This window comes from Sphingobium scionense (assembly GCF_014197035.1).
GTDB classification, from domain to species: domain Bacteria; phylum Pseudomonadota; class Alphaproteobacteria; order Sphingomonadales; family Sphingomonadaceae; genus Sphingobium; species Sphingobium scionense.
Map to the genome: position 1 here is coordinate 97,506 of NZ_JACIEU010000014.1, position 19,999 is coordinate 117,504.

General features: G+C 63.8%; 16 protein-coding genes. 13 read left to right on the top strand and 3 right to left on the bottom strand.

Annotated features, from left to right (window positions below; genetic code table 11):
* The first annotated feature begins 24 nt into the window (after window positions 1–24).
* From GGQ90_RS17260 to GGQ90_RS17320, 13 genes are all read left to right on the top strand, one after another.
* The gene (locus GGQ90_RS17260) at window positions 25–2,739 is read left to right on the top strand and encodes a nitrate/nitrite transporter (protein WP_223178311.1); all 2,715 of its coding nucleotides are present in this window, start codon (window positions 25–27) and stop codon (window positions 2,737–2,739) included.
* Window positions 2,736–6,506, top strand: coding sequence for a nitrate reductase subunit alpha (locus GGQ90_RS17265; RefSeq protein ID WP_188083221.1), 3,771 nt, complete (start codon window positions 2,736–2,738; stop codon window positions 6,504–6,506). The genes GGQ90_RS17260 and GGQ90_RS17265 overlap by 4 nt, the downstream gene beginning before the upstream one ends.
* Window positions 6,503–8,029, top strand: a complete 1,527-nt coding sequence (gene narH / locus GGQ90_RS17270) for a nitrate reductase subunit beta (protein WP_188083222.1) — start codon at window positions 6,503–6,505, stop codon at window positions 8,027–8,029. Before GGQ90_RS17265 ends, narH begins: the two co-directional genes overlap by 4 nt.
* 23 nt (window positions 8,030–8,052) lie before the next feature.
* Window positions 8,053–8,742, top strand: a complete 690-nt coding sequence (gene narJ, locus GGQ90_RS17275) for a nitrate reductase molybdenum cofactor assembly chaperone (RefSeq protein WP_188083223.1) — start codon at window positions 8,053–8,055, stop codon at window positions 8,740–8,742.
* Window positions 8,742–9,539, top strand: coding sequence for a respiratory nitrate reductase subunit gamma (gene narI, locus GGQ90_RS17280; RefSeq protein WP_188083224.1), 798 nt, complete (start codon window positions 8,742–8,744; stop codon window positions 9,537–9,539). The genes narJ and narI overlap by 1 nt, the downstream gene beginning before the upstream one ends.
* Window positions 9,540–9,676: 137 nt before the next feature.
* Window positions 9,677–10,435, top strand: a complete 759-nt coding sequence (locus tag GGQ90_RS17285; protein WP_188083225.1) for a peptidylprolyl isomerase — start codon at window positions 9,677–9,679, stop codon at window positions 10,433–10,435.
* Window positions 10,432–10,734: a hypothetical protein gene (locus GGQ90_RS17290; protein ID WP_188083226.1), complete on the top strand. Its 303-nt coding sequence runs from the start codon at window positions 10,432–10,434 to the stop codon at window positions 10,732–10,734. Before GGQ90_RS17285 ends, GGQ90_RS17290 begins: the two co-directional genes overlap by 4 nt.
* Before the next feature lie 24 nt (window positions 10,735–10,758).
* Window positions 10,759–10,956 (top strand): hypothetical protein, encoded by a 198-nt coding sequence (locus GGQ90_RS17295; RefSeq protein WP_188083227.1) that lies wholly within the window; start codon window positions 10,759–10,761, stop codon window positions 10,954–10,956.
* A gap of 394 nt (window positions 10,957–11,350) precedes the next feature.
* Window positions 11,351–11,623: a hypothetical protein gene (locus GGQ90_RS17300; protein ID WP_188083228.1), complete on the top strand. Its 273-nt coding sequence runs from the start codon at window positions 11,351–11,353 to the stop codon at window positions 11,621–11,623.
* A gap of 134 nt (window positions 11,624–11,757) precedes the next feature.
* On the top strand, window positions 11,758–12,255 hold the full coding sequence (locus GGQ90_RS17305) for a Csu type fimbrial protein (RefSeq protein WP_188083229.1): 498 nt from the start codon (window positions 11,758–11,760) through the stop codon (window positions 12,253–12,255).
* A 21-nt stretch (window positions 12,256–12,276) separates the two neighbouring features.
* Entirely contained in the window at window positions 12,277–13,020 is a 744-nt protein-coding gene (locus GGQ90_RS17310) for a fimbrial biogenesis chaperone (RefSeq protein WP_188083230.1), read from the top strand.
* Complete coding sequence (locus tag GGQ90_RS17315; protein WP_246428285.1) at window positions 13,001–15,319, top strand: fimbria/pilus outer membrane usher protein; 2,319 nt, start codon at window positions 13,001–13,003, stop codon at window positions 15,317–15,319. The genes GGQ90_RS17310 and GGQ90_RS17315 overlap by 20 nt, the downstream gene beginning before the upstream one ends.
* 11 nt (window positions 15,320–15,330) lie before the next feature.
* Window positions 15,331–15,825: a Csu type fimbrial protein gene (locus tag GGQ90_RS17320; RefSeq protein ID WP_188083231.1), complete on the top strand. Its 495-nt coding sequence runs from the start codon at window positions 15,331–15,333 to the stop codon at window positions 15,823–15,825.
* Between the two features lie 40 nt (window positions 15,826–15,865).
* On the opposite strand, the gene GGQ90_RS17325 is transcribed toward GGQ90_RS17320, so the two are convergent.
* From GGQ90_RS17325 to GGQ90_RS17335, 3 genes are read right to left on the bottom strand one after another with little or no spacing between them, the layout of a single operon-like run.
* Entirely contained in the window at window positions 15,866–16,810 is a 945-nt protein-coding gene (locus GGQ90_RS17325) for a diguanylate cyclase (protein WP_188083232.1), read from the bottom strand.
* Window positions 16,807–19,650, bottom strand: coding sequence for a response regulator (locus tag GGQ90_RS17330; protein ID WP_188083233.1), 2,844 nt, complete (start codon window positions 19,648–19,650; stop codon window positions 16,807–16,809). Before GGQ90_RS17330 ends, GGQ90_RS17325 begins: the two co-directional genes overlap by 4 nt.
* Window positions 19,647–19,937, bottom strand: coding sequence for a hypothetical protein (locus tag GGQ90_RS17335; protein ID WP_246428295.1), 291 nt, complete (start codon window positions 19,935–19,937; stop codon window positions 19,647–19,649). The genes GGQ90_RS17330 and GGQ90_RS17335 overlap by 4 nt, the downstream gene beginning before the upstream one ends.
* Window positions 19,938–19,999 lie beyond the last annotated feature (62 nt).

Here is a 19,999-nt window from a genome sequence, read left to right on the forward strand (position 1 = left end):
AGTTACCGCAAGGACCGTCCTTACGTGAGCCCGAGAACCGCCTCCGAAACCGGCGCACATGGCATCCTGGCGCTCAGCACTGGCGCGTTCACCATATGCTTCGCGGTCTGGACCATCTTCTCGATCATCGGCCTGGGTATTCAGCAGGACCTGCAACTGAGCGACACCCAATTCGGGCTGCTGGCGGGCACGCCGATACTCAGCGGATCGATTTCGCGGGTATTTCTCGGCGCCTGGGCCGATCGGTTCGGCGGCCGAAGGATATTTGCCGGCGTCATGATCTGCGCAGCATGCGCGACCTTCCTCATGTCGCTTGCCAACAATTATGTCCTTCTCCTGCTCGGCGCGCTGGGCGTCGGCCTGGCCGGTGGCGCCTTCTCGGTCGGGGTTTCGTTCGTTTCGGCCTTTTATCCGCCGGAACGACAGGGCATGGCGCTCGGCATCTTCGGCGCCGGCAATGTCGGGGCGGCGGTGACCAAATTGCTCGCGCCCATGGTCATGATCGCCCTGGGCTGGAAGGGCGTCGCCCAGGTCTGGGCAGCCGTTCTGCTGGCAGCCGCCCTTCTCTTCCTGCTGTTCACCCGCGAGGATCCGAAATCGCGCGATCGGCGGGCGGATCGAGGTGCGAAAGCCGTCGACCTCGCACTCTTTCTAAACCCGCAGATATGGCGTTTCTCGCTCTATTATTTTTTCGTGTTCGGCGCCTTCGTCGCCCTGACATTGTGGCTGCCCCATTATCTGATGGACGTCTATGGGCTCGACCTTGTCACCGCTGGCATTCTGGCCGCCTGCTATTCGATCCCCGCCAGCCTGTTCCGCATCTATGGCGGCTATCTGTCGGACCGGATAGGCGCGCGCGCGGTGCTCTATGCCACCTTCGGCATTTCGGTGGCCTGCACCTTCCTGCTTTCCTATCCACCCACCGACTATGCGATCACCGGCACCCGCGGCCTCATCCGCTTCCATACCGAGATGGCACTGGTCCCCTTTGTCGTGACCCTATTCGTGCTGGGCTTCGTGATGAGCCTCGGCAAGGCCGCGGTCTTCAAGCATATCCCCCTTTATTATCCCAATCATGTGGGCGTGGTCAGCGGCATCGTGGGCATGGTCGGCGGACTGGGTGGCTTCCTGCTGCCCTTCGCCTTCGGCCTGCTCGCCGACCTTACCGGCATCTGGACAAGTTGCTTCGCCCTGCTCTTCCTGCTGGCAAGCACCGCACTCATATGGATGCATTTCGCCATAAGGGCGATGGAACGAGGGGCGACGAATGCAACGGCAGTGCCCGAACTGCCCGAACTTCAGGGTTTTGGCGAACCTGGCCTGCCCCCCGCGCCGGCCCGCACCGCCACCCTCGTCGACTGGCGACCGGAAGACCCGGCCTTCTGGCAGGCGACGGGCAGGCCGATTGCGCGCCGGAACCTGTGGATATCGACCTACTGCCTGCTGCTATCCTTCGCGGTGTGGATGGTATGGAGCGTGGTGGTTTCGCGCCTGCCGGCAATCGGCTTTGCCTTCACCACCTCGCAATTATTCTGGCTGGCGGCGATCCCGGGCATTTCAGGTGCGATCTTTCGCATTTTCTATGCCTTTCTCGTGCCGATCTTCGGCGGACGGCTATGGACCACCCTGTCGACCGCGACGCTCCTGATCCCGGCCTTCGGCATCGGCTACGCCGTGCAGGATCCGCAGACACCCTTCCTCATCTTCCTCACCCTGGCGCTGCTCTGCGGTTTTGGCGGCGGCAATTTCGCCTCATCGGTCGCGAACATCAGCTACTTTTTCCCCAAGGCGGAAAAGGGCAACGCGCTGGCCATCAATTCCGGGCTCGGAAATCTGGGGGTCAGCGTGATGCAGGCGCTGGTGCCGCTGGTCGTCACCATGGGCCTGTTCGGCACGCTGGGCGGCGGTCCGCAAACCGCATCGGATGGTACGGCGATCTGGATGCAGAATGCCGGCTTCGTCTGGGTACCACCTGTCCTGATCGGCATGGCCGCAGCCTGGTTCGGGATGAACGACATCGCCAGCGCCAGGGCCTCCTTCGCCGATCAGGCGACGATCTTCGGACGCCGCCATACCTGGGTGATGTGCTGGCTCTACACCGGCACATTCGGCACCTTCATCGGCATGTCCGCCGGCTTTCCGCTGCTGGCGAAACTCGTATTCCCCGAAGTTGACGCCCTGCGGTTGGCCTTTCTCGGCCCGCTCATCGGTGCTTTGGCGCGCGCTGGCAGCGGTTGGGTCGCAGACCGTGTCGGCGGCGCGCGGGTGACATTCTGGGTCTTCATCTGCCAGGCCTTCGCCACCGCCGGCATGATCTGGTTCCTCAATGCCCACAATTTCTGGGGCTTCTTCGCAACCGTGCTGCTGCTGTTCCTGATCAGCGGGATCGGCAACGCATCGACCTTTCAGATGGTGCCTGCGATCATGCGCTGGGAAGTGGCGCGCGCCATGCCGAACGTCGATGAGCAGGCGCGTCTCCACCAGGCCGAGCGCGAATCCGCCGCCGTCACCGGCTTCATTTCCGCCATTGCGGCCTTTGGCGCCTTCTACATCCCCAAGGCCTATGGATCGTCGATCGCCGCCACCGGCGGCGCGGGACCGGCCCTGGTCGCCTTCCTGCTGTTTTTCCTCAGTTGTGCCGCCGTGACCTGGATCGCCTATTCCGGTCCCCATGGCATCCTTCGTGATCGCGCCCTGCGCGGTCGATCCCCCATTGCAAGGCAGGGACAAACCGCATGAGCCACCTCCTCGACCGTCTCACCTTTTTTCGCCGCCAGCAGGACAAGTTCGCGGACGGCCACGGCATTACCACCGACGAGACGCGGGCCTGGGAGGACGCCTATCGCAAGCGCTGGGCAGCGGACAAGATCGTGCGGTCGACGCATGGCGTGAACTGCACCGGTTCCTGTTCCTGGAAAATCTACGTCAAGGGCGGGATCGTAACCTGGGAAACCCAGCAGACGGATTATCCGCGCACGCGTCCCGACCTGCCCAATCATGAACCGCGGGGATGTCCACGCGGCGCCAGCTACAGCTGGTATCTCTATTCCGGCACCCGGGTGAAATATCCGCTGGTGCGTGAACGGCTGGTCCGTCACTGGCGCGAGGCGCGGCGCAGTCTGCCCCCGGTAGCGGCCTGGCGCGCGATCGTGGCGGATGAGGCCAAGCGCAGCGACTGGGTCACCCGGCGTGGACGGGGCGGTTTCGTGCGCGTCGGCTGGGACGAGGCGAGTGAGATCATCGCGGCCGCCAATGCCTATACCATCAAGGAATATGGCCCGGACCGGATCGCCGGCTTTTCGCCGATCCCGGCCATGTCGATGATCTCCTATGCGGCCGGATCGCGCTATCTTTCGCTGATCGGCGCCAATCTCCTGAGCTTCTACGACTGGTATTGCGACCTGCCGCCATCCAGCCCGCAGACTTGGGGCGAGCAGACCGACGTGCCCGAAAGCGCGGATTGGTATAATTCGGGTTTCCTGCTGGTCTGGGGCTCGAACATTCCCATGACCCGCGCTCCGGACGCGCATTTCTATTCCGAGGTCCGCTATCGCGGTGCCAAGAGCGTGGTGATCGCGCCGGACTATAATGAGGCGGCCAAATTCTCCGACCTGTGGCTCCATCCCAAGCAGGGCACCGATGCCGCCCTCGCCCTGGCGCTCGGCCATGTCGTGCTGCGCGAATTCCATATCGACCGCAAAGTCCCCTATTTCGACGATTATACGCGCAAATATTCGGACTTCCCGTTGCTGGTGCGACTGGAGGAACGGGACGGAAAGCTGGTGCCCGGCCATATGCTGCGGGCCGCCGACCTGCCCGGCGCGCTGGGCGAAACCAACAATCCCGAGTGGAAGGTCGTGGCGATCGACGAGGCGAGCGGCCGGCTGGTCGCCCCGCTGGGATCGGTTGGTTTCCGCTGGGGCGAAGAGGGCAAGTGGAACCTGGAGGAGAAGGAAGCCTCCGGCGATCCGGTCAAGCTGCGCACCAGCCTGGCCGGGATCGAGGATTCCGTCGTCCCGGTCGCCTTCCCCTATTTCGGATCGGAAGCGGCCAACGGCTTCGTCGCGACCGACCATGACCAGATCCTGCTGCGCCATGTCCCGGTCAAGACCCTTGCATTCGCGGATGGCACGTCAGGCCCGGTCGCCATGGTCTTCGACCTGTTCTGCGCGAACTATGGCGTGGATCGCGGCTTTGGCGGAGACAATGTCGCCGCCGATTATGATGCCGACGTGCCTTTCTCCCCCGCCTGGGCGGAAAAGGTGACCGGCGTCCCACGCCAGGCGATCATCCAGGTGGCACGCGAGTTCGCCGCCAACGCGGAGCAGACCGAAGGGCGTTCAATGGTGATCCTCGGCGCCGGCCTGAACCATTGGTATCATATGGATATGAGCTATCGCGGCATCATTGCCCTGCTGGTGATGTGCGGATGCATCGGCAAGTCCGGCGGGGGCTGGTCGCATTATGTCGGGCAGGAAAAGTTGCGGCCGCAAACCGGCTGGCTCCCCCTCGCCTTCGGGCTCGACTGGTCGCGCCCACCGCGCCAGATGAACGGGACGAGCTTCTTCTACGCCCATTCCGACCAGTGGCGGTACGAGACGCTGAAAGTGTCGGAACTACTGTCCCCGCTGGCCCCGGACGGGGATTGGTCGGGCGCGATGATCGACTTCAATGCAAAGGCCGAACGAATGGGCTGGCTTCCGTCCGCTCCGCAATTCGAAGCCAATCCTCTGGAACTTGGCCGGCATTTCCACGAGACCGAGGCCGACGCTGGCAGAGTGATCGCGGATGGAATGCGCAGCGGGGCGATCCGGCCGGCCGGGCGCGACCCCGACAACCCGCGCAACTGGCCGCGCAACATGTTCTTCTGGCGATCCAACGTGCTGGGCGCCAGCGGCAAGGGGCATGAATATTTCCTCAAGCATCTGGTGGGATCGATGCACGGCGTCGTCGGCACTGACCAGAATCCCGACATCCAGCGCCCCAAGGACGTGATCTGGTATGACGAGGCTCCGGTCGGCAAGCTGGACCTGATGGTCAATATCGATTTCCGCATGTCGACGACCAGCATCTATTCCGACATCGTGCTGCCCACCGCCACCTGGTATGAAAAGCACGACCTCAACACGTCGGACATGCATCCCTTCATCCATCCGCTCTCCGCGGCGGTGGATCCGGCATGGGAAGCCAAGAGCGACTGGAACATCTTCCGCGAGATCGCCAAGAAATTCTCGGATGTGTGCCCCGAGGTGCTCGGCGTCGAACATGATGTGGTCCTCACACCGATCCAGCACGACACGCCGGGCGAACTGGCACAGCCCTATGAACCCAAGGACTGGATGAAGGGCGAGTGCGATCCCGTGCCCGGCAAGACGATGCCCCTGGTAACATTGGTTGAGCGCAACTATCCCGAAACGTTCGCCCGCTTCACCTCGATGGGGCCGTTGCTCGAACAGCTTGGCAATGGCGCGAAGGGCATGATCTGGAATGCCGAACGGGAAGTCTCGATGCTCGGCGACCTCAATGGTCGCGTGCCCGACGGCCCCACGGCCGGACGTCCCCGGATCGACAGCGATATCGATGCCTGCGAGACGATCCTCATGCTCGCGCCGGAAACCAACGGCGAAGTCGCTATCAAGGCCTGGCAATCGCTCGGCGTCTTCACCGGTCGCGAGCATGCGCATCTGGCCGAGGGCAAGGAGGAGGAGAAGATCCGATTCCGCGACGTGGTCGCCCAACCGCGCAAGATCATCTCCTCGCCGATCTGGTCGGGACTGGAGAGCGAACATGTCTGCTACAATGCCGGCTACACCAACGTGCACGAACTCATCCCCTGGCGCACGCTGACCGGACGACAGTCGCTCTACCAGGATCATCACTGGATGCGTGCCTTCGGCGAAGGCTTCGTCACCTGGCGCCCGCCCATCGATACCCGCACCGTCCGTGAAGTCTCCGGCAAGCTGCCCAACGGCCAGAAGGAGATCATGCTCAACATCCTGACGCCGCACCAGAAATGGGGCATCCACTCGACCTATACCGAGAATCTGCTGCTGCTCAGCCTCAATCGCGGCGGGCCGACGGTGTGGATCAGCGAGGATGACGCCAAGGCCGCCGGCATCGTCGACAATGACTGGATCGAACTGTTCAACCTCAATGGCGCGGTCACGGCCCGCGCCATCGTTTCTCAGCGCATCATGCCCGGCTCCGCGCTGATGTATCATGCCCAGGAAAAGCTGGTGAACACGGTCGGCTCCGAGATCACCGGCCAACGCGGCGGCGTCCACAATTCGATCACCCGCATCAACATGAAGCCCACCCACATGATCGGCGGCTATGCGCAGCTTGCCTATGGCTTCAACTATTATGGCACCGTGGGTGCCAACCGCGACGAGTTCGTGATCGTGCGCAAGATGAGCGAGATCAACTGGTTCGACAAGGCGGCCGACGATGTCGCCAGCGCCGACGACGCCGGATGGGGAACGCAAACGAAGGAGTCCGCACGATGAAGGTCCGCGCGCAGATCGCCATGGTGCTCAATCTGGACAAGTGCATCGGCTGCCATACCTGTTCGATCACCTGCAAGAATGTCTGGACCAACCGCGAGGGCGTGGAATACGCCTGGTTCAACAATGTCGAGACCAAGCCCGGCATCGGCTATCCCAAGGATTGGGAAAATCAGGAACGCTGGAAGGGGGGATGGGTTCGCGGCAAGAACGGCTCGATCCAGCCCAAGCAAGGCGGCAAATGGCGCATCCTCTCGAAGATTTTCGCCAATCCGCACCTGCCCGAGATCGACGATTTCTACGAACCCTACACGTTCGAATATGAGTGGTTGCAATCCGCCCCCGAACTGCAGGCACAACCCACCGCCCGGCCGCGCTCCCTGCTGACCGGCGAAAAGCTCAACAAGATCGAGAATAGCGGCAACTGGGAAGACATGCTGGGCGGCGAATTCGAGAAGCGCAGCCATGACTATAATTTCGAAGGGGTCGAGAAGGAGATCTACGGCCAGTTCGAAAAGACCTTCATGATGTATCTGCCGCGCCTGTGCGAGCATTGCCTGAACCCCGCCTGCCTCGCATCCTGCCCGTCGGGTGCGATCTACAAGCGGGCGGAGGACGGGATCGTCCTGATCGATCAGGAAAAATGCCGCGGCTGGCGCATGTGCGTGTCGGGCTGCCCCTACAAGAAGATCTACTATAACTGGTCTACCGGGAAGTCGGAGAAGTGCATCTTCTGCTATCCCCGGATCGAGACCGGCCAGCCGACCGTCTGTTCGGAAACCTGCGTCGGGCGCATCCGCTACCTTGGTGTCGTGCTCTACGATGCCGACCGGATCGAGGAAGCCGCCTCGGTCGAGGATCCTGCCCATCTCTACCAGGCGCAGCTCGGCCTGTTCCTCGATCCTCACGATGTCGCGGTGCAGGAGGCCGCCCGGCGCGAGGGCGTGCCGGAACAATGGCTGGAGGCAGCCATCCGGTCGCCCGTCTACAAGATGGCGGTCGAGTGGAAGGTCGCCTTCCCGCTGCATCCCGAATATCGCACCTTGCCGATGGTCTGGTATGTGCCCCCGCTCTCACCGATCCAGTCGGCAGCCGAAGCGGGCAAGATTTCATCGAAGGACGGCATGCCCGATGTCCGGTCGCTGCGCATTCCCCTGCGCTACCTCGCCAATCTGCTCACCGCCGGCGACGAGGCGCCAATCGCCGCCGCGCTGGAGCGGATGCTGGCCATGCGCGCCTTCATGCGGGCCAAGAGCATAGAGCGACGCATCGACGAGGCGATCCCGGCCCGTGTCGGCCTGTCGCGGGCTCAGGTCGAGGAGATGTACCGGATCATGGCGCTTGCTGCCTATGAAGACCGCTATGTCATTCCCACCGCGCACCGCGAGTTCGAGGAGGACGCCTATGTCCTGCGTGGATCATCCGGCTTCGGCTTCCGCGAGGACAGCAATGGCGCCACGAAGCTCAACCTGTTCGGGGGGGCAAAACGCACCCCGCGCAAGCCGATGATGGATGTGCCGACATGAACCGGAAGAAGGAGGCTGGCACCATGCAGAACACGCTCCGGATCGCCGCGATGCTGCTGGGCTATCCATCGCAGGAATTGCAGGAGGAGGCACGTGCGCTGGCCTTTGCCCTGCGGGGGGAAGCAGCTCTTTCCAGCCCCCGGCGCGCCGCCATGGAGCGCCTGCTGCTGCGCCTGGGCGCGGGCGATCTGCTGGATTTGCAGGCGGAATATAGCGAGCATTTCGATCGCTCCCGCTCGCTCTCGCTGCATCTGTTCGAGCATGTCCATGGCGACAATCGCGAACGGGGGCAGGCGATGATCGATCTGGGCAGCCAGTATCTTGCCGCCGGCTTCTATCTCGACAGCGGGGAATTGCCCGACTTCATTCCCGTCTTCCTCGAATTTGCCTCATGCCTCCCCCCGCACGAGGCGCGCGAATGGCTGGCGCAGCCCGGGCATGTCTTTGCGGCCCTGTCCGAACGGCTGGAAAAGCGCGCATCCCCCTATGCCGCGATCTTCGCCGCGCTTGTCGAACTGGGCGGCCAGCGCCTCGACCGCAATGCGCTTGAGGAACTCCAGCGCAACGCGCCCGACGATGATCCCGGTCGCCTCGATGAGGAATGGGAAGAAGCGCCCGTCACCTTCGGCGGCGCGCATGAAATGGGCGGACCAAACGGCGTGACCGCGAAAATTCGCGCCGCCAACCGCCCGGTTGGCAGGGAGCAAGCGTGATGCAGGAGATGATTCACCAACTCGCCTTCGGCTGGTATCCCTATTTCGCCGTAACGGTGCTCGTCGTGGGCAGTATCCTGCGGTTCGATGCGGACCAGTTCAGTTGGCGCTCGCAATCGAGCCAGTTCCTGCGCCGCAAACAGATGGTGCTCGGCTCCAACCTCTTCCACATGGGGGTGCTGATCCTGCTCGGCGGCCACTTCGTCGGGCTGCTGACGCCCGTGACCGTGATCGATCGGCTCGGCATCAGCCACAGCTTCAAGCAGATCGCAGCCATGTCGGTCGGCGGTGTTGCCGGCATCATGGGTTTCATCGGTTGTTCGCTCCTGCTGCATCGGCGTCTGTTCGATCCGCGCATCCGCCGCAGTTCCTCATGGGGCGACATCCTCGTTCTGGTCATGATCTGGTGCCAGTTTCTGCTCGGAATCTCGACCACATTCTGGACCGTCCAGCATCTGGAAGGTGACGAGATGCTGAAGTTCATGGGATGGGCGCAGGGGCTCGAAACGCTCAATCCCGGTGCCGCAGACCTGCTCATCGACGTGCCATTGGTTTACAAGCTGCACATCGTCCTGGGGCTGACGCTGTTCGTGATCACACCCTTTACCCGCCTCGTCCATGTCTTCAGTGCGCCGATCTGGTATATCTTCCGCCCAGGTTTCCAGATCGTGCGGAGACGCGGCCGCAGGGCAGCGCAGGACTATTCCCGCACTCAGGGGCAAGCCGGCGGCGCGCCGAGCTATGGTGGCCCCACGGTGCTTCGACAGATGGCCGAAAGCGGACAGGAGGGCGCATGAACAGAAGCCCGGACATCATCGACGTCGCCACCTTTCAACAGGTGTCGATGCCCAGCGCTTGCCAGAGCGGCGGATGCGGCTGTTCCGATGCCGGAACGCCGCCGCCGCCCGCTTTTGGCGAAGTCTTCGTGAACGGCGTGGAGATCACCGCCGAAGCGATCGCGCAGGAGATACAGCATCATCCCGCGGCGGATGCCCAGACGGCGTGGACCGAGGCCGCGCGCGCGCTCGCGGTGCGCGCGCTTCTCCTGCAGGAAGCCACCCGTCTCGGCATCGCGGCGGAAAATGACTGCGACGAAGCCGGGCGTCACGAGACCGACGACGAAGCCCTCATCCGGCTGCTGCTGGAGCATGAAATCGTTCCTGAGGCGCCTAGCGAAACGACATGCCGCCGCTACTATGACGGCAATCGCGAGCGGTTCCGGACGCCCGATCTTTTCGATGCGGCCCATATCCTGATCGAGCCGGAAGGTGACGAACCGGGGCAATGGGCTGCCGCGGAAGTCTTCGCCCGGTCGCTCGCAGCAGACGTGAACGATGATCATCAGGCATTTTCCAAGGCCGCCCGTCACCATTCTGCCTGCGCCTCCGCCCAGCAGGATGGATCATTGGGGCAAATTCGCAGGGGCGAACTCGTCCCTGAAGTGCAACGGGCGATCGAAGCGCTGGGGGACGGCGAAACCGGGCGGGAGCCGATACGGTCGCGCTTCGGCTGGCATGTGGTCCGCCTGAACCGCAGACTGGCCGGCCAAAACTTGCCTTTCGACATCGTGCGCGAAAAAATCGCCGACATGCTCGAAGCCCGCAGCTGGTCGATGGCTGCGACCCGCTATGTTGCCACGCTCGCTTCCCAGGGACAGGTCGAAGGCATCATCGTGGGTGGGATTGAGACTTGAGCATGATGCTGGGCGATATTCTGGCGCTGGCAAAAGCCTCCGCGCCCGGCATGGCCAAGTGGCTCGAATCCTCAAGCCCTGAAATGCACGGGCAGGTGCGCGCCACCGCAGCGGCGGCCGGCCTGACGGCTACCGGCTTCGTCCGCATGGCTGTCGCCGATTTCTCCCGCGCGGCGTCGGAGGAAGATTGGGCCACACTGATGTCCGCACTGCGGGATAGCGGCGATCCCGGACAGACTTGCCTGCACGCGATGATCCACTGGCGTCTCGCCGCATCCGATTGCGGTTCACATTTCTGACGCCCCCAGGAAAATGAGAGCGATATGTCCCAGAACGACAGGTCCGACCCCTCCCTCAATCCTGCGCTCAAGCAGACGGAGGAGAAACATCACGGAACAGAAACCACGCCTGCGCCGATCGACTCCGTCTCCGCCCATGAGGGTCAGAACGAAAGCTGGCCGATCGCCTGGTTCGTCGTGGCAATCCTTTGCGTCTGCATCACGATCTACCTCTTCCTCTGATCGTCCTGGCCCCTTGCAGGCGATGGCAGCGCGCCGCGATCAGGCGGGGCTATCACGGGAACAGCATGATGCAATCTGATCGAGTGCTTCATGGATCGCACTGGCGCGCAATCGATCACGACTGATCGAAAGCGCGCACTCCACAGTGCGATCCGGCCCGCCAGGCCAAATTGGCGGGGGCCGTTCCAGTCCGTTCCAGTACAGTTACCCCTCCGTTTCTCCTCTTCCAGACGAACAGAGAAATCCGCCATGACCAGCCGTCACACTGCAGCTTTCAAGACTGTGCGTAGATTCCATATTTAATGACCAGGCTTCTCCTTCACCGTCGTTCAGGAATCGCTATCTGCCGCCGCTTCGATCCGGTAGGAGGGCGCAACGAAGCAGGGTGATTTGCATGTTGCGCTATTCCGGCCGCACCTTCCTGATGGCAGGATCGATGCTCATCGGCACCGCTGCGCCTGCGCAACAGGCCGCGCATGGCTCCCTGCTGGTCGGCGCGGTTGTCGTGCAGCCCTGCCGCATTTCCACTGACGAAGCCGTTAGAAATTGCAGACAAGATCCTTACCGAGTGACGAAATCATCCGTCGATAGCAGAGCAACCCTTTCCCCTCGCAATAGCAACATGGATGATGGCCGACATGGCGACATCCTGTCCTACGAGTTCTGACAGGCTTTCCCCCTTGTCTTGCAGCGAACGCTATTTACGCAAAATATTGGTAAAGCCGTCTTTTGCCCAAAAGCGCGTTATTAACCGATATTGACGATACTCCCTCCATCAAAGCGTGAGGCGTTGGAGGACACATGTTTCGTTTCAAACTGGCCGCATCCTTCGCGGCCGCTACCCTGCTCTCCGGCCTGGCAGGCACAGCCCAGGCAGCCACCACCACCACGACCTTCCCGGTTACCGCAACCGTGATCAAGGCCTGCGTCGTGTCGGCCACGGCGCTGGCGTTCGGCAATTATGACCCGACCGCAAGCGGGCCGACCGACGCCACGTCCACCCTGTCGGTTCTCTGCACGGTCGGCACCACCTATACGGTCGGCCTGACCGCGGGCACGGCATCGGGGGCGACCGTGACCACGCGCAAGATGTCGAGCGGAAGCAATCTGTTGAGCTATGCGCTGTACCAGGATTCGGCGCACACGACGAACTGGGGCAACACACCTGCAACCGACACCGCCGCCGCGACGGCGCCGGTCGGCACCAATGCCCTGACCGTCTATGGCCGGATCACGGCCGGCCAGAATGTCCCGATCGGTTCCTATAGCGACACCATCACCGTCAACGTCGTCTATTGATCGGTCCGGAGCGAGGCGACCATGCCCAAGATGTTCGCACGATGCGCAGCGGCGGCCCTGCTCGCCCTGACGCCACCCGCCTCCGGCTGGGCCGCGACGCTGAAAATCTATCCGGTATTGGTCGCGCTTGACGACAAGACCCCGGTCGAGACGATGACGATCGAAAATAGCGGCGATGCACCGGCCCGCATGCAGGTGCGGGTCGTGGCATGGCGGCAGGACAACGGGCAGGATCTGTTCGAGGAAACACGCGACATCCTGGCCAATCCCCCACTGTTCGAAATAGCCCCAGGCGGGCAGCAGATTGCGCGCTTCGGCCTGCGCACGGCCCCCGCGCCGACCGAAAAAAGCTATCGCGTCTTCCTGGAGGAAATCCCGACCGATCGCCCGACCGCCGCGGGCGAGATCCGCACATTGCTCCGTGTCAGCATCCCGATCTTCGTGACCGCGCCCGGTGCGCAGGCATCCCTGGCGTGGCAACTGACCGCCACCAATGACAGGCAGCTCATGCTGACCGCACGCAATGAAGGCAGCGCACATGTCCACCTCAATCGCCTCGACCTGAAGCGGGCCGACGGCACGCCATTGGCGACGAGGCAGGAATCGATCTACATCCTCCCCGGCGCGACACGCAGCTTCCTGTTCGACATGCAACGGCCGGTGCGCGGCGGAGAGAAGCTGACGCTGGACGCGGCCACCGGCCAGCGCACCCTGTCCGCGCCGCTCGTCCTCCAGGCGGCATCCCATGCCGGTGGGACGCGCTAGCGCCCTTCTTGTCCTGCCCTGCGTCGTGGCCAGTTGCGGCATTGCCCGCGCGCAGGACCGCGCGCCGGCGGCAGGCGCAGTTGCAACGACGGCAGACGCAACGGCGACACCGGCAATGATACTGGCCTCGGTCACGCTCAACGGGCGATTGTTGCCAGGCGACTATCTGCTTGCGCGGCGCGCCGGCGCGTTCCTGGTGCGCGTGACGGATCTGGCGGCCTGGCGGATGCGCCCGTCGACCGGCACGGCAACGATGATCGATGGCGACGCCTTTGTCGCGCTGTCCGCGCTCGGCGGTGTCGCGGCCGCCTTTGACGAGCCTAACCAGGCCTTATTGCTGACGGTGTCGCCCGAAGCCTTCGAGGCGACCAGCGTTGCGCCTGCCAGCGCCGTCGCGGCGCCCAGCGACAATATGCTCGCTGCCTTCCTCAACTATGACATTTCGGCCGAATATGCCGGCAAGGCGCGCCTGGGCGCCTTCGTGGAGGCGGGGCTGTCCGATGACTGGGGCGTGGTGTCGAACAGCATGCTGCTGGGCAACGGCACGGTCTATGGCCGGGCGACCCGGCTGGACAGCTATTATCTGCGTGACGATCCGATCAACCTGACACGCCTCGTCATCGGCGATGGCGTGACAGACGCACGCGACTGGACGCGGCAGATCCGCTTTGGCGGCATGCGCTTCGGCACCGAGTTCGCCCTGCAGCCAAGCCTCCTGACCTTTCCGACGCCGTCCCTTGCCGGCAGCGCCGCCGTGCCGTCGAACGTGGAGCTGCTGGTGAACGGCACCCAACGCTTCCAGACCGACGTCGGCCAAGGGCCATTTTCCATCAACCAGGTGCCGCTGGTCACGGGTGCCGGCCAGGTGACGCTGGTGATCCGCGATCCACTGGGCGTGGAGCGGCGCGTCACCTCCAGCTATTATGTCAGTTCCCATCTGCTGCGCGCGGGCCTGGCGTCATGGTCGATGGAAGCAGGCGCCGAACGGCGGGGCTATGGGCTGCGCAGCTTCGGCTATGACAATCCCTTCCTGGCCGGCACCTATCGCCGTGGCCTGACCGACCGGCTGACGATCGAGGGACGGGCCGAAGCCAGCGCCGACGTCACCATGGCCGGCGGCGGCGTCAACATGATCATCGTTCCGATCGGCGAGATCAGCCTTGCGGCAGCGGGATCGGCAAGCCAGGCCGGTGAGGGCCTATTGTATCGCGCGGCCTTTGCCCGCAACGCGCCGACCTGGAACGTCGCTCTCAGTTACCAGCGGGCCTCGAACCGCTATCGCGAAATCGGTGTTGAGCGCGACAGCGAGCGGATCGTGGAACAGGTGCAAGGCTCTGCCGGATGGAGCCTGGGCACCATGGGCACGATCGGCGCATCCTATACCAGCCTGACCTATGCCGACAGCCAGTCCGCCCGCGTCCTGTCGGGCAATTACAGCCTGTCCCTGCGCGACAAGGCCTTTGTCAGCGCCTACGCGATCCGCAGCCACTTTTCGGAAAGCGGCCATGAAAACAGCATCGGCTTCAATCTGACCATCCCCTTCGGCCCGCGCAGCAGCGCCTATCTCCAGGCCGACCGGGGTGGCGTGCGGGCGGAAATGCGCAGCACCCCGCCGCAAAGTGGAGGCTGGGGCTATCGGGCAGCGATTTCGACCGGCAGCAATGCGCAGCAACAGGGCGAGCTTTTGTGGCGCGGCAATGCGGCGGAGATGACCGCGCAGGTGGACCGTGCCGGTGGACAAACCGGCGGGCGCGTCACCGGCCAGGGCGGCCTGTTGCTGGCCGATGGCGCGCTGTTCCCGACCCGCCGGGTGGAAAGCGGCTTTGCCGTGGTGCGCGTGCCCGGCCAGGCCGATGTGCGCATCTATCAGGAAAACCGACTGGTCGCCCGGACCGACGCCCATGGCATGGCCGTCATTCCCGACCTGCGCCCCTATGAAGTCAATCGCCTCAGCATCGCGGCGGCGGACGTGCCGATCGACATCCGGATGCCCAATGACCAGATCAGGGTGGTGCCACGCTACCGTGGTGCCGTCAGCGTGCGTTTCGTTGCGGTCCGGGAGCATCCGGCGACATTGCGTATCGTCATGCCGGACGGCGCGCCGGCGGAAATTGGCGCCAGCGTCACCGCGGAAAATGAAAAATCCTTCGTCGGCAATGATGGCGCCGTCTTCATCCGCAACCTTCATCCCGGCATGATTCTGACCGTCGATACGGGGGACGGCCCCTGTCATGTTCGGGTCGACGCCGTGCCGGACGAAATGCTACCAGTGATCGGGCCGCTGACATGCGTGCCATAAGGAGGATGAGGATGCGCGTCGGCCATGCCCTCTACGCCGTTGCGGCCGCGCTGACGGCCCTGTTCATGGCGGCACCCGCGCAGGCGGCGTGCGATCCCCTGGCCCTCTGCACCTGCACCGTATCGGCGAGCGGCCTGAGCTTCGGCAATTACAACCCGGTCGCCAGCGGGGATAATGATTCATCGGGAACGGTGCGCGTGCGCTGCTCGCTGGTGGTCGCGCTGGGCGGCAGCTACACGATCCAGCTGAGCAAGGGGACATCGTCCACCTATGCGCCGCGCGTCCTGACCAGCGGCGGCTCGACGCTCGCCTATAATCTCTACACCAGCAACGCGCGCAATCAGGTCTGGGGCGATGGGACCGGCGGATCGCAGACGGTGACCAGCAATTTCATCGCGCTGTTTAGTCTGGATCAGACCACGACCGTCTATGGCCGTATCCCGGCAGGGCAGAATGTCGCGCCCGGCAGCTATTCGGACACGGTGCTGGTGACGGTCATTTTCTGATCAGACGGCCATGGGTCAGGTCATGTGCGCCTGATAGCGCCTACTCGTTGGCGGCCAAGGAATAGCCTTCGCACGTCTGCCCATCGAATTGCGTCGTCGTGATGCAATCGCGCCCGCGCTGCTTGCTCGCGTAAAGCTGGCGATCCGCCTCGGCCATCCAGAGATCGGCAGCCATATCAGCATGGCAGCGAGCGCTGGCTACGCCGATGCTGACGGTGATGAAGGGGCTGACCTGCGACTGGGCATGGGGGATGTTCAGCGACTGGATTTGCAGCCTGATTTCCTGCGCGACCATTTCGGCCCCCTGTGGGTCCGCGCCGGGCAGGATGCAGGCGAACTCCTCGCCGCCATAGCGCGCCGGCAGGTCGGTCGCGCGCTTGACCGCACGGGTCAGCGCGGCACCGACCATGGCAATGCAGCGATCCCCGGCCGGGTGGCCATAGGTGTCGTTGAACTGTTTGAAGAAATCGATGTCGAGCATGATTACCGACAGCCATTCGCCGGTCCGGGCCAGTCGTGCGGACTCCGTCTGCAACGACCGCTCCATATGACGACGATTGCTGAGCCCCGTCAGCGCATCGGTGACGGCCATGGCTGCCAATTGATCGCGCAGGCGCTTGAGTTCGACATGATTGCCGACCCGTGCGCGCAATATCGCCGGCTGGATCGGCTTCGTCACATAATCGATGGCCCCCAGCGACAGGCCGCGCATCTCGTCCTCGGTATCGCCAAGCCCGGTGGTGAAGATGATCGGCATGTCGGCCAGCATGCTGTCCGCCTTGATCTGGCGACAGACTTCGAAGCCGTCGATCCCCGGCATCAGCACGTCCAGCAGGATCAGGTCGGGCTGCACCGTGCGCGCGATGTCCAGCGCCTGCTGGCCAGAGGTGGCGAAGCAGATTTCATAATCATCCTCCAGCACGGCATTCATGATTTCGATGTTCGAAATCTCGTCATCGACGATCAGGATGGTGGCCTTGCTCATGATGTCGCTCCTGCCCGGTCGACCGACTGGGCTGCTGTGTCCGCGTCCGACGCATCGGTATCAATCAGTGCGAGGGCGGTTTCATAATCCAGTTGCTCCAGCGCCCGCTGCACCGGATGGCGCGCGCGCTGATCCGGCGTCAGACCCATCACCTGAGCCAGCCGCTCGAACCCGGCGCGTGCGCTCAGGCTCCGGCGCGCGATCAGGCCGCGTAGTTCGGCGCGCGCCTGTTCAACGGCACCGCTATCCTGCACGGCGATGATCGCGACATCCGGCGCCTGATCGCTGCCCGTCAGGCTGCGCGCTGCGGCGATGGCCGGCGCGATGGCGGCCTCCAGATCGACGATCGCGACCAGCGCCGCCCCGGTCTCCCCCGCCGCCAGCATCCGTTCGATGTCCGACGCGATCTGCTGGACGCCGGGCAGTTCCAGCGATCCGGCCACACCCTTCAGGCTATGGGCCAGGCGCCGCGCATCGGGCAGCAATCCGGCCGCCATATGCGCCCGCAAATCCCGCGCGACATGGTCATAGCTGTCACCGAAGGTGACGATCAGCTTGCGCAGCAGTCCGGTCTTGCCATTGACCCGCGCCAGTGCGGCGGGCAGGTCGAAAGGCGGCAGTCGATCGGGCAGCGACGGGGTTGCAACCGATGGCGCAACCGGCGGCGTTGGCTCCGCGACCGACCGCCCGGCCTTCAGCCAGCGATCCAGCACCCGGACCAACACCGGTGGTTCGACCGGCTTGGCGATATGATCGTTCATCCCCGCAGTCCTGCAGCGCTGCTTTTCCTCCTCATAGGCATGGGCCGTCATCGCGATGATCGGCAGATCCTCGGCGCTCCATTGCTCGCGGATGATGCGGGTGGCGCTGATGCCGTCCATTTCGGGCATCTGCACGTCCATCAGCACGGCGGCATAGCCCGCCCCCTTCTCGCGCACCATGTCGCAGGCGATGCGGCCATTTTCCGCGAAATCCACCTTCAGCCCGGCATCGTCCAGCAGTTCGGCCGCAATCTCGCGGTTGATCTCATTATCCTCGACCAGCAGCACGCGCAGCCCGCGCAATTCTTCTGCCACCATCGGCAGGGCGGGCACGGCCGGCGCGGCGACATGGACGACGGGCGCATGTTCCTCGGCGAAAATCTCGGTGATCGTGTCCAGCAACAGCTTGGGGACGACCGGCTTGGTCAGGAAGGCGGCAACCTTGTCGGTATCGACGCCGTGCAACAGATCGTCGGCGCCATAGGCGGTAATGATCAGCGCCTTGGGACAGGGATGCCGCAGCGCCTTGGTGCGCAGCGCATCGACCGTCTCCATGCCGTCCAGGCCGGGCATCTTCCAGTCGAGCAGGGCCAGATCATAGGGTTCGCCCCGTTCGTCGGCATGTTCGATCGCGGCGATCGCCTCGCCGCCCGACGCCACCAGGTCCACCGCCATGCCCCAGCCGGCAAAGACATCATGGATGATCTGGCGCGAGGCCGGATTATCGTCTGCTGCCAGCACGCGCAGCCGGCGGACATGCGCCGACATCGGCATTTCCAGTCCCATCGCCCGGTCGTCCGCGTCCATCAGCATGTGGCAGATGAAGGTGCTGCCCTGGCCGGGTGCGCTCTCGACCGCGATGTCGCCGCCCATCTGCTCCACAATCTGCCGGCAGATGGCAAGGCCAAGGCCGGTGCCACCGAACCGCCGTGTGGTCGAACTGTCCGCCTGGGTGAAGGAATGGAACAGCGATTTCTGCTGCTCGGGGGTCATGCCGATGCCGGTGTCGCGCACCGTCAGCTTCAGCCGTACCCGGCCATTCTGCTCGGACGCCGACAGGCCGATGGTGACGGTGCCTTCCTCGGAAAATTTGACGGCATTGCTCATCAGGTTAAGCACCACCTGACAGAAGCGCATTTCGTCGCCGATCAGCCGCTGGGGCACATCGGCGTCGACCCGCGAGACGACCCTGACCTGCTTCGCCTCGGCATTGGCCGCGACCAGTTGAATCTGGTTCTCGATCGCACTCCGCAGGGTGAAGGGATGCGCCTCCAGCGTCAGCTTGCCCGCTTCATTCTTCGAGAAATCAAGGATGTCGTTGATCAGCCGCAACAGCGACACGCCGGCCTGGTTGATCTTGCCGATATAATCCTGCTGCTTGGGGTCGAGGTCGGTCCGGGCGACCAGATGGCAAAAGCCCAATATGGCATTCATCGGCGTGCGGATTTCATGGCTCATATTGGCCAGGAACAGGCTCTTCGCGCGATTGGCCTCCTCCGCCTCGCGGGTCCGCGCCTCCAACGCCTGATTCTTGGCCAATATCTCCTCGCCCATCTTCTGGTTGCGCTGGAAGCTCTCCACCAGCTTGTCGCTCAGCCAGACCAGCACCGCCGTCTGGAAGGCGACGATGCCCGCGTGCAGCAGCACCCGTTCCAGATTGCCCTGCCCCGGAAACACCGCATAGGGCAGCAGATAGAGCAGCAGCAGATGATGCAGCGCCGTCGCCGTCGCCGCCGCCAGGATGGCGCGCTTGTCGCACCATGCGATCGTCAGCGCCAGCATGGCGAAGAAATACATGTGCATGTCCATCTGCCAGGCGTGGCCGCGCAGCAGGAACAGCAGCATCGCCGGTTCGCCCATCAGCGCGACGGCGGACAGATAGCGGGTCGCAGGGGCAATGCCCTGACGCCACCAGGTCAGATGATAGGCGCCCGCCAGCAATGTGCCGCCCAACGCTGCACCGATCGGCGAATGGCCGGTCAGAAGGGCAATGGTCGCCAGCAACGGGACATGCGCCCAGAAGAGCGGCACGAGGAAGCGGCCAAAGTGGAAACGCAACTTGTCCAGCTCGATAATCATGATGTCTGCCCCCCCGGCAATGGTTCGCCGCATTCGATCCGCGACGGCGTTGCGATCACGCCCCAGGCCCCCGCCTTGCGCAACGCCGCCGCGAAATCCGGCCGGGTCGACCCGGCAATGATGATGTTGGACAGGCGCCCCATGCCGACCAGACCGCCGTCGGCCGCCCGGACCAGGTTGATGGCATCGGCCCGCGACGCCCCCCACGGCGCGATCACCAGATAGCGCCCCGAACCGCTGCCGCTCATGATCCACGCCGCCGCCAACCCGACCAATCCGGCCAGCATCAGCAAGGCCGCGGGAATATAGGCGGAAATAGCGCAGGAAGACGCACAGGGCGCTTCGTTGC

Excerpts from the sequence above, each read along its gene's own strand:
- GGQ90_RS17265 (WP_188083221.1), top strand. The coding sequence starts at position 2,736 with ATGAGCCACCTCCTCGACCGTCTCACCTTTTTTCGCCGCCAGCAGGAC.
- narH (WP_188083222.1), top strand. The coding sequence starts at position 6,503 with ATGAAGGTCCGCGCGCAGATCGCCATGGTGCTCAATCTGGACAAGTGC.
- narJ (WP_188083223.1), top strand. The coding sequence starts at position 8,053 with ATGCAGAACACGCTCCGGATCGCCGCGATGCTGCTGGGCTATCCATCG.
- narI (WP_188083224.1), top strand. The coding sequence starts at position 8,742 with ATGCAGGAGATGATTCACCAACTCGCCTTCGGCTGGTATCCCTATTTC.
- GGQ90_RS17295 (WP_188083227.1), top strand. The coding sequence starts at position 10,759 with ATGTCCCAGAACGACAGGTCCGACCCCTCCCTCAATCCTGCGCTCAAG.
- GGQ90_RS17300 (WP_188083228.1), top strand. The coding sequence starts at position 11,351 with ATGTTGCGCTATTCCGGCCGCACCTTCCTGATGGCAGGATCGATGCTC.
- GGQ90_RS17305 (WP_188083229.1), top strand. The coding sequence starts at position 11,758 with ATGTTTCGTTTCAAACTGGCCGCATCCTTCGCGGCCGCTACCCTGCTC.
- GGQ90_RS17310 (WP_188083230.1), top strand. The coding sequence starts at position 12,277 with ATGCCCAAGATGTTCGCACGATGCGCAGCGGCGGCCCTGCTCGCCCTG.
- GGQ90_RS17315 (WP_246428285.1), top strand. The coding sequence starts at position 13,001 with ATGCCGGTGGGACGCGCTAGCGCCCTTCTTGTCCTGCCCTGCGTCGTG.
- GGQ90_RS17320 (WP_188083231.1), top strand. The coding sequence starts at position 15,331 with ATGCGCGTCGGCCATGCCCTCTACGCCGTTGCGGCCGCGCTGACGGCC.
- GGQ90_RS17325 (WP_188083232.1), bottom strand. The coding sequence starts at position 16,810 with ATGAGCAAGGCCACCATCCTGATCGTCGATGACGAGATTTCGAACATC.
- GGQ90_RS17330 (WP_188083233.1), bottom strand. The coding sequence starts at position 19,650 with ATGATTATCGAGCTGGACAAGTTGCGTTTCCACTTTGGCCGCTTCCTC.
- GGQ90_RS17335 (WP_246428295.1), bottom strand. The coding sequence starts at position 19,937 with ATGCTGGCCGGATTGGTCGGGTTGGCGGCGGCGTGGATCATGAGCGGC.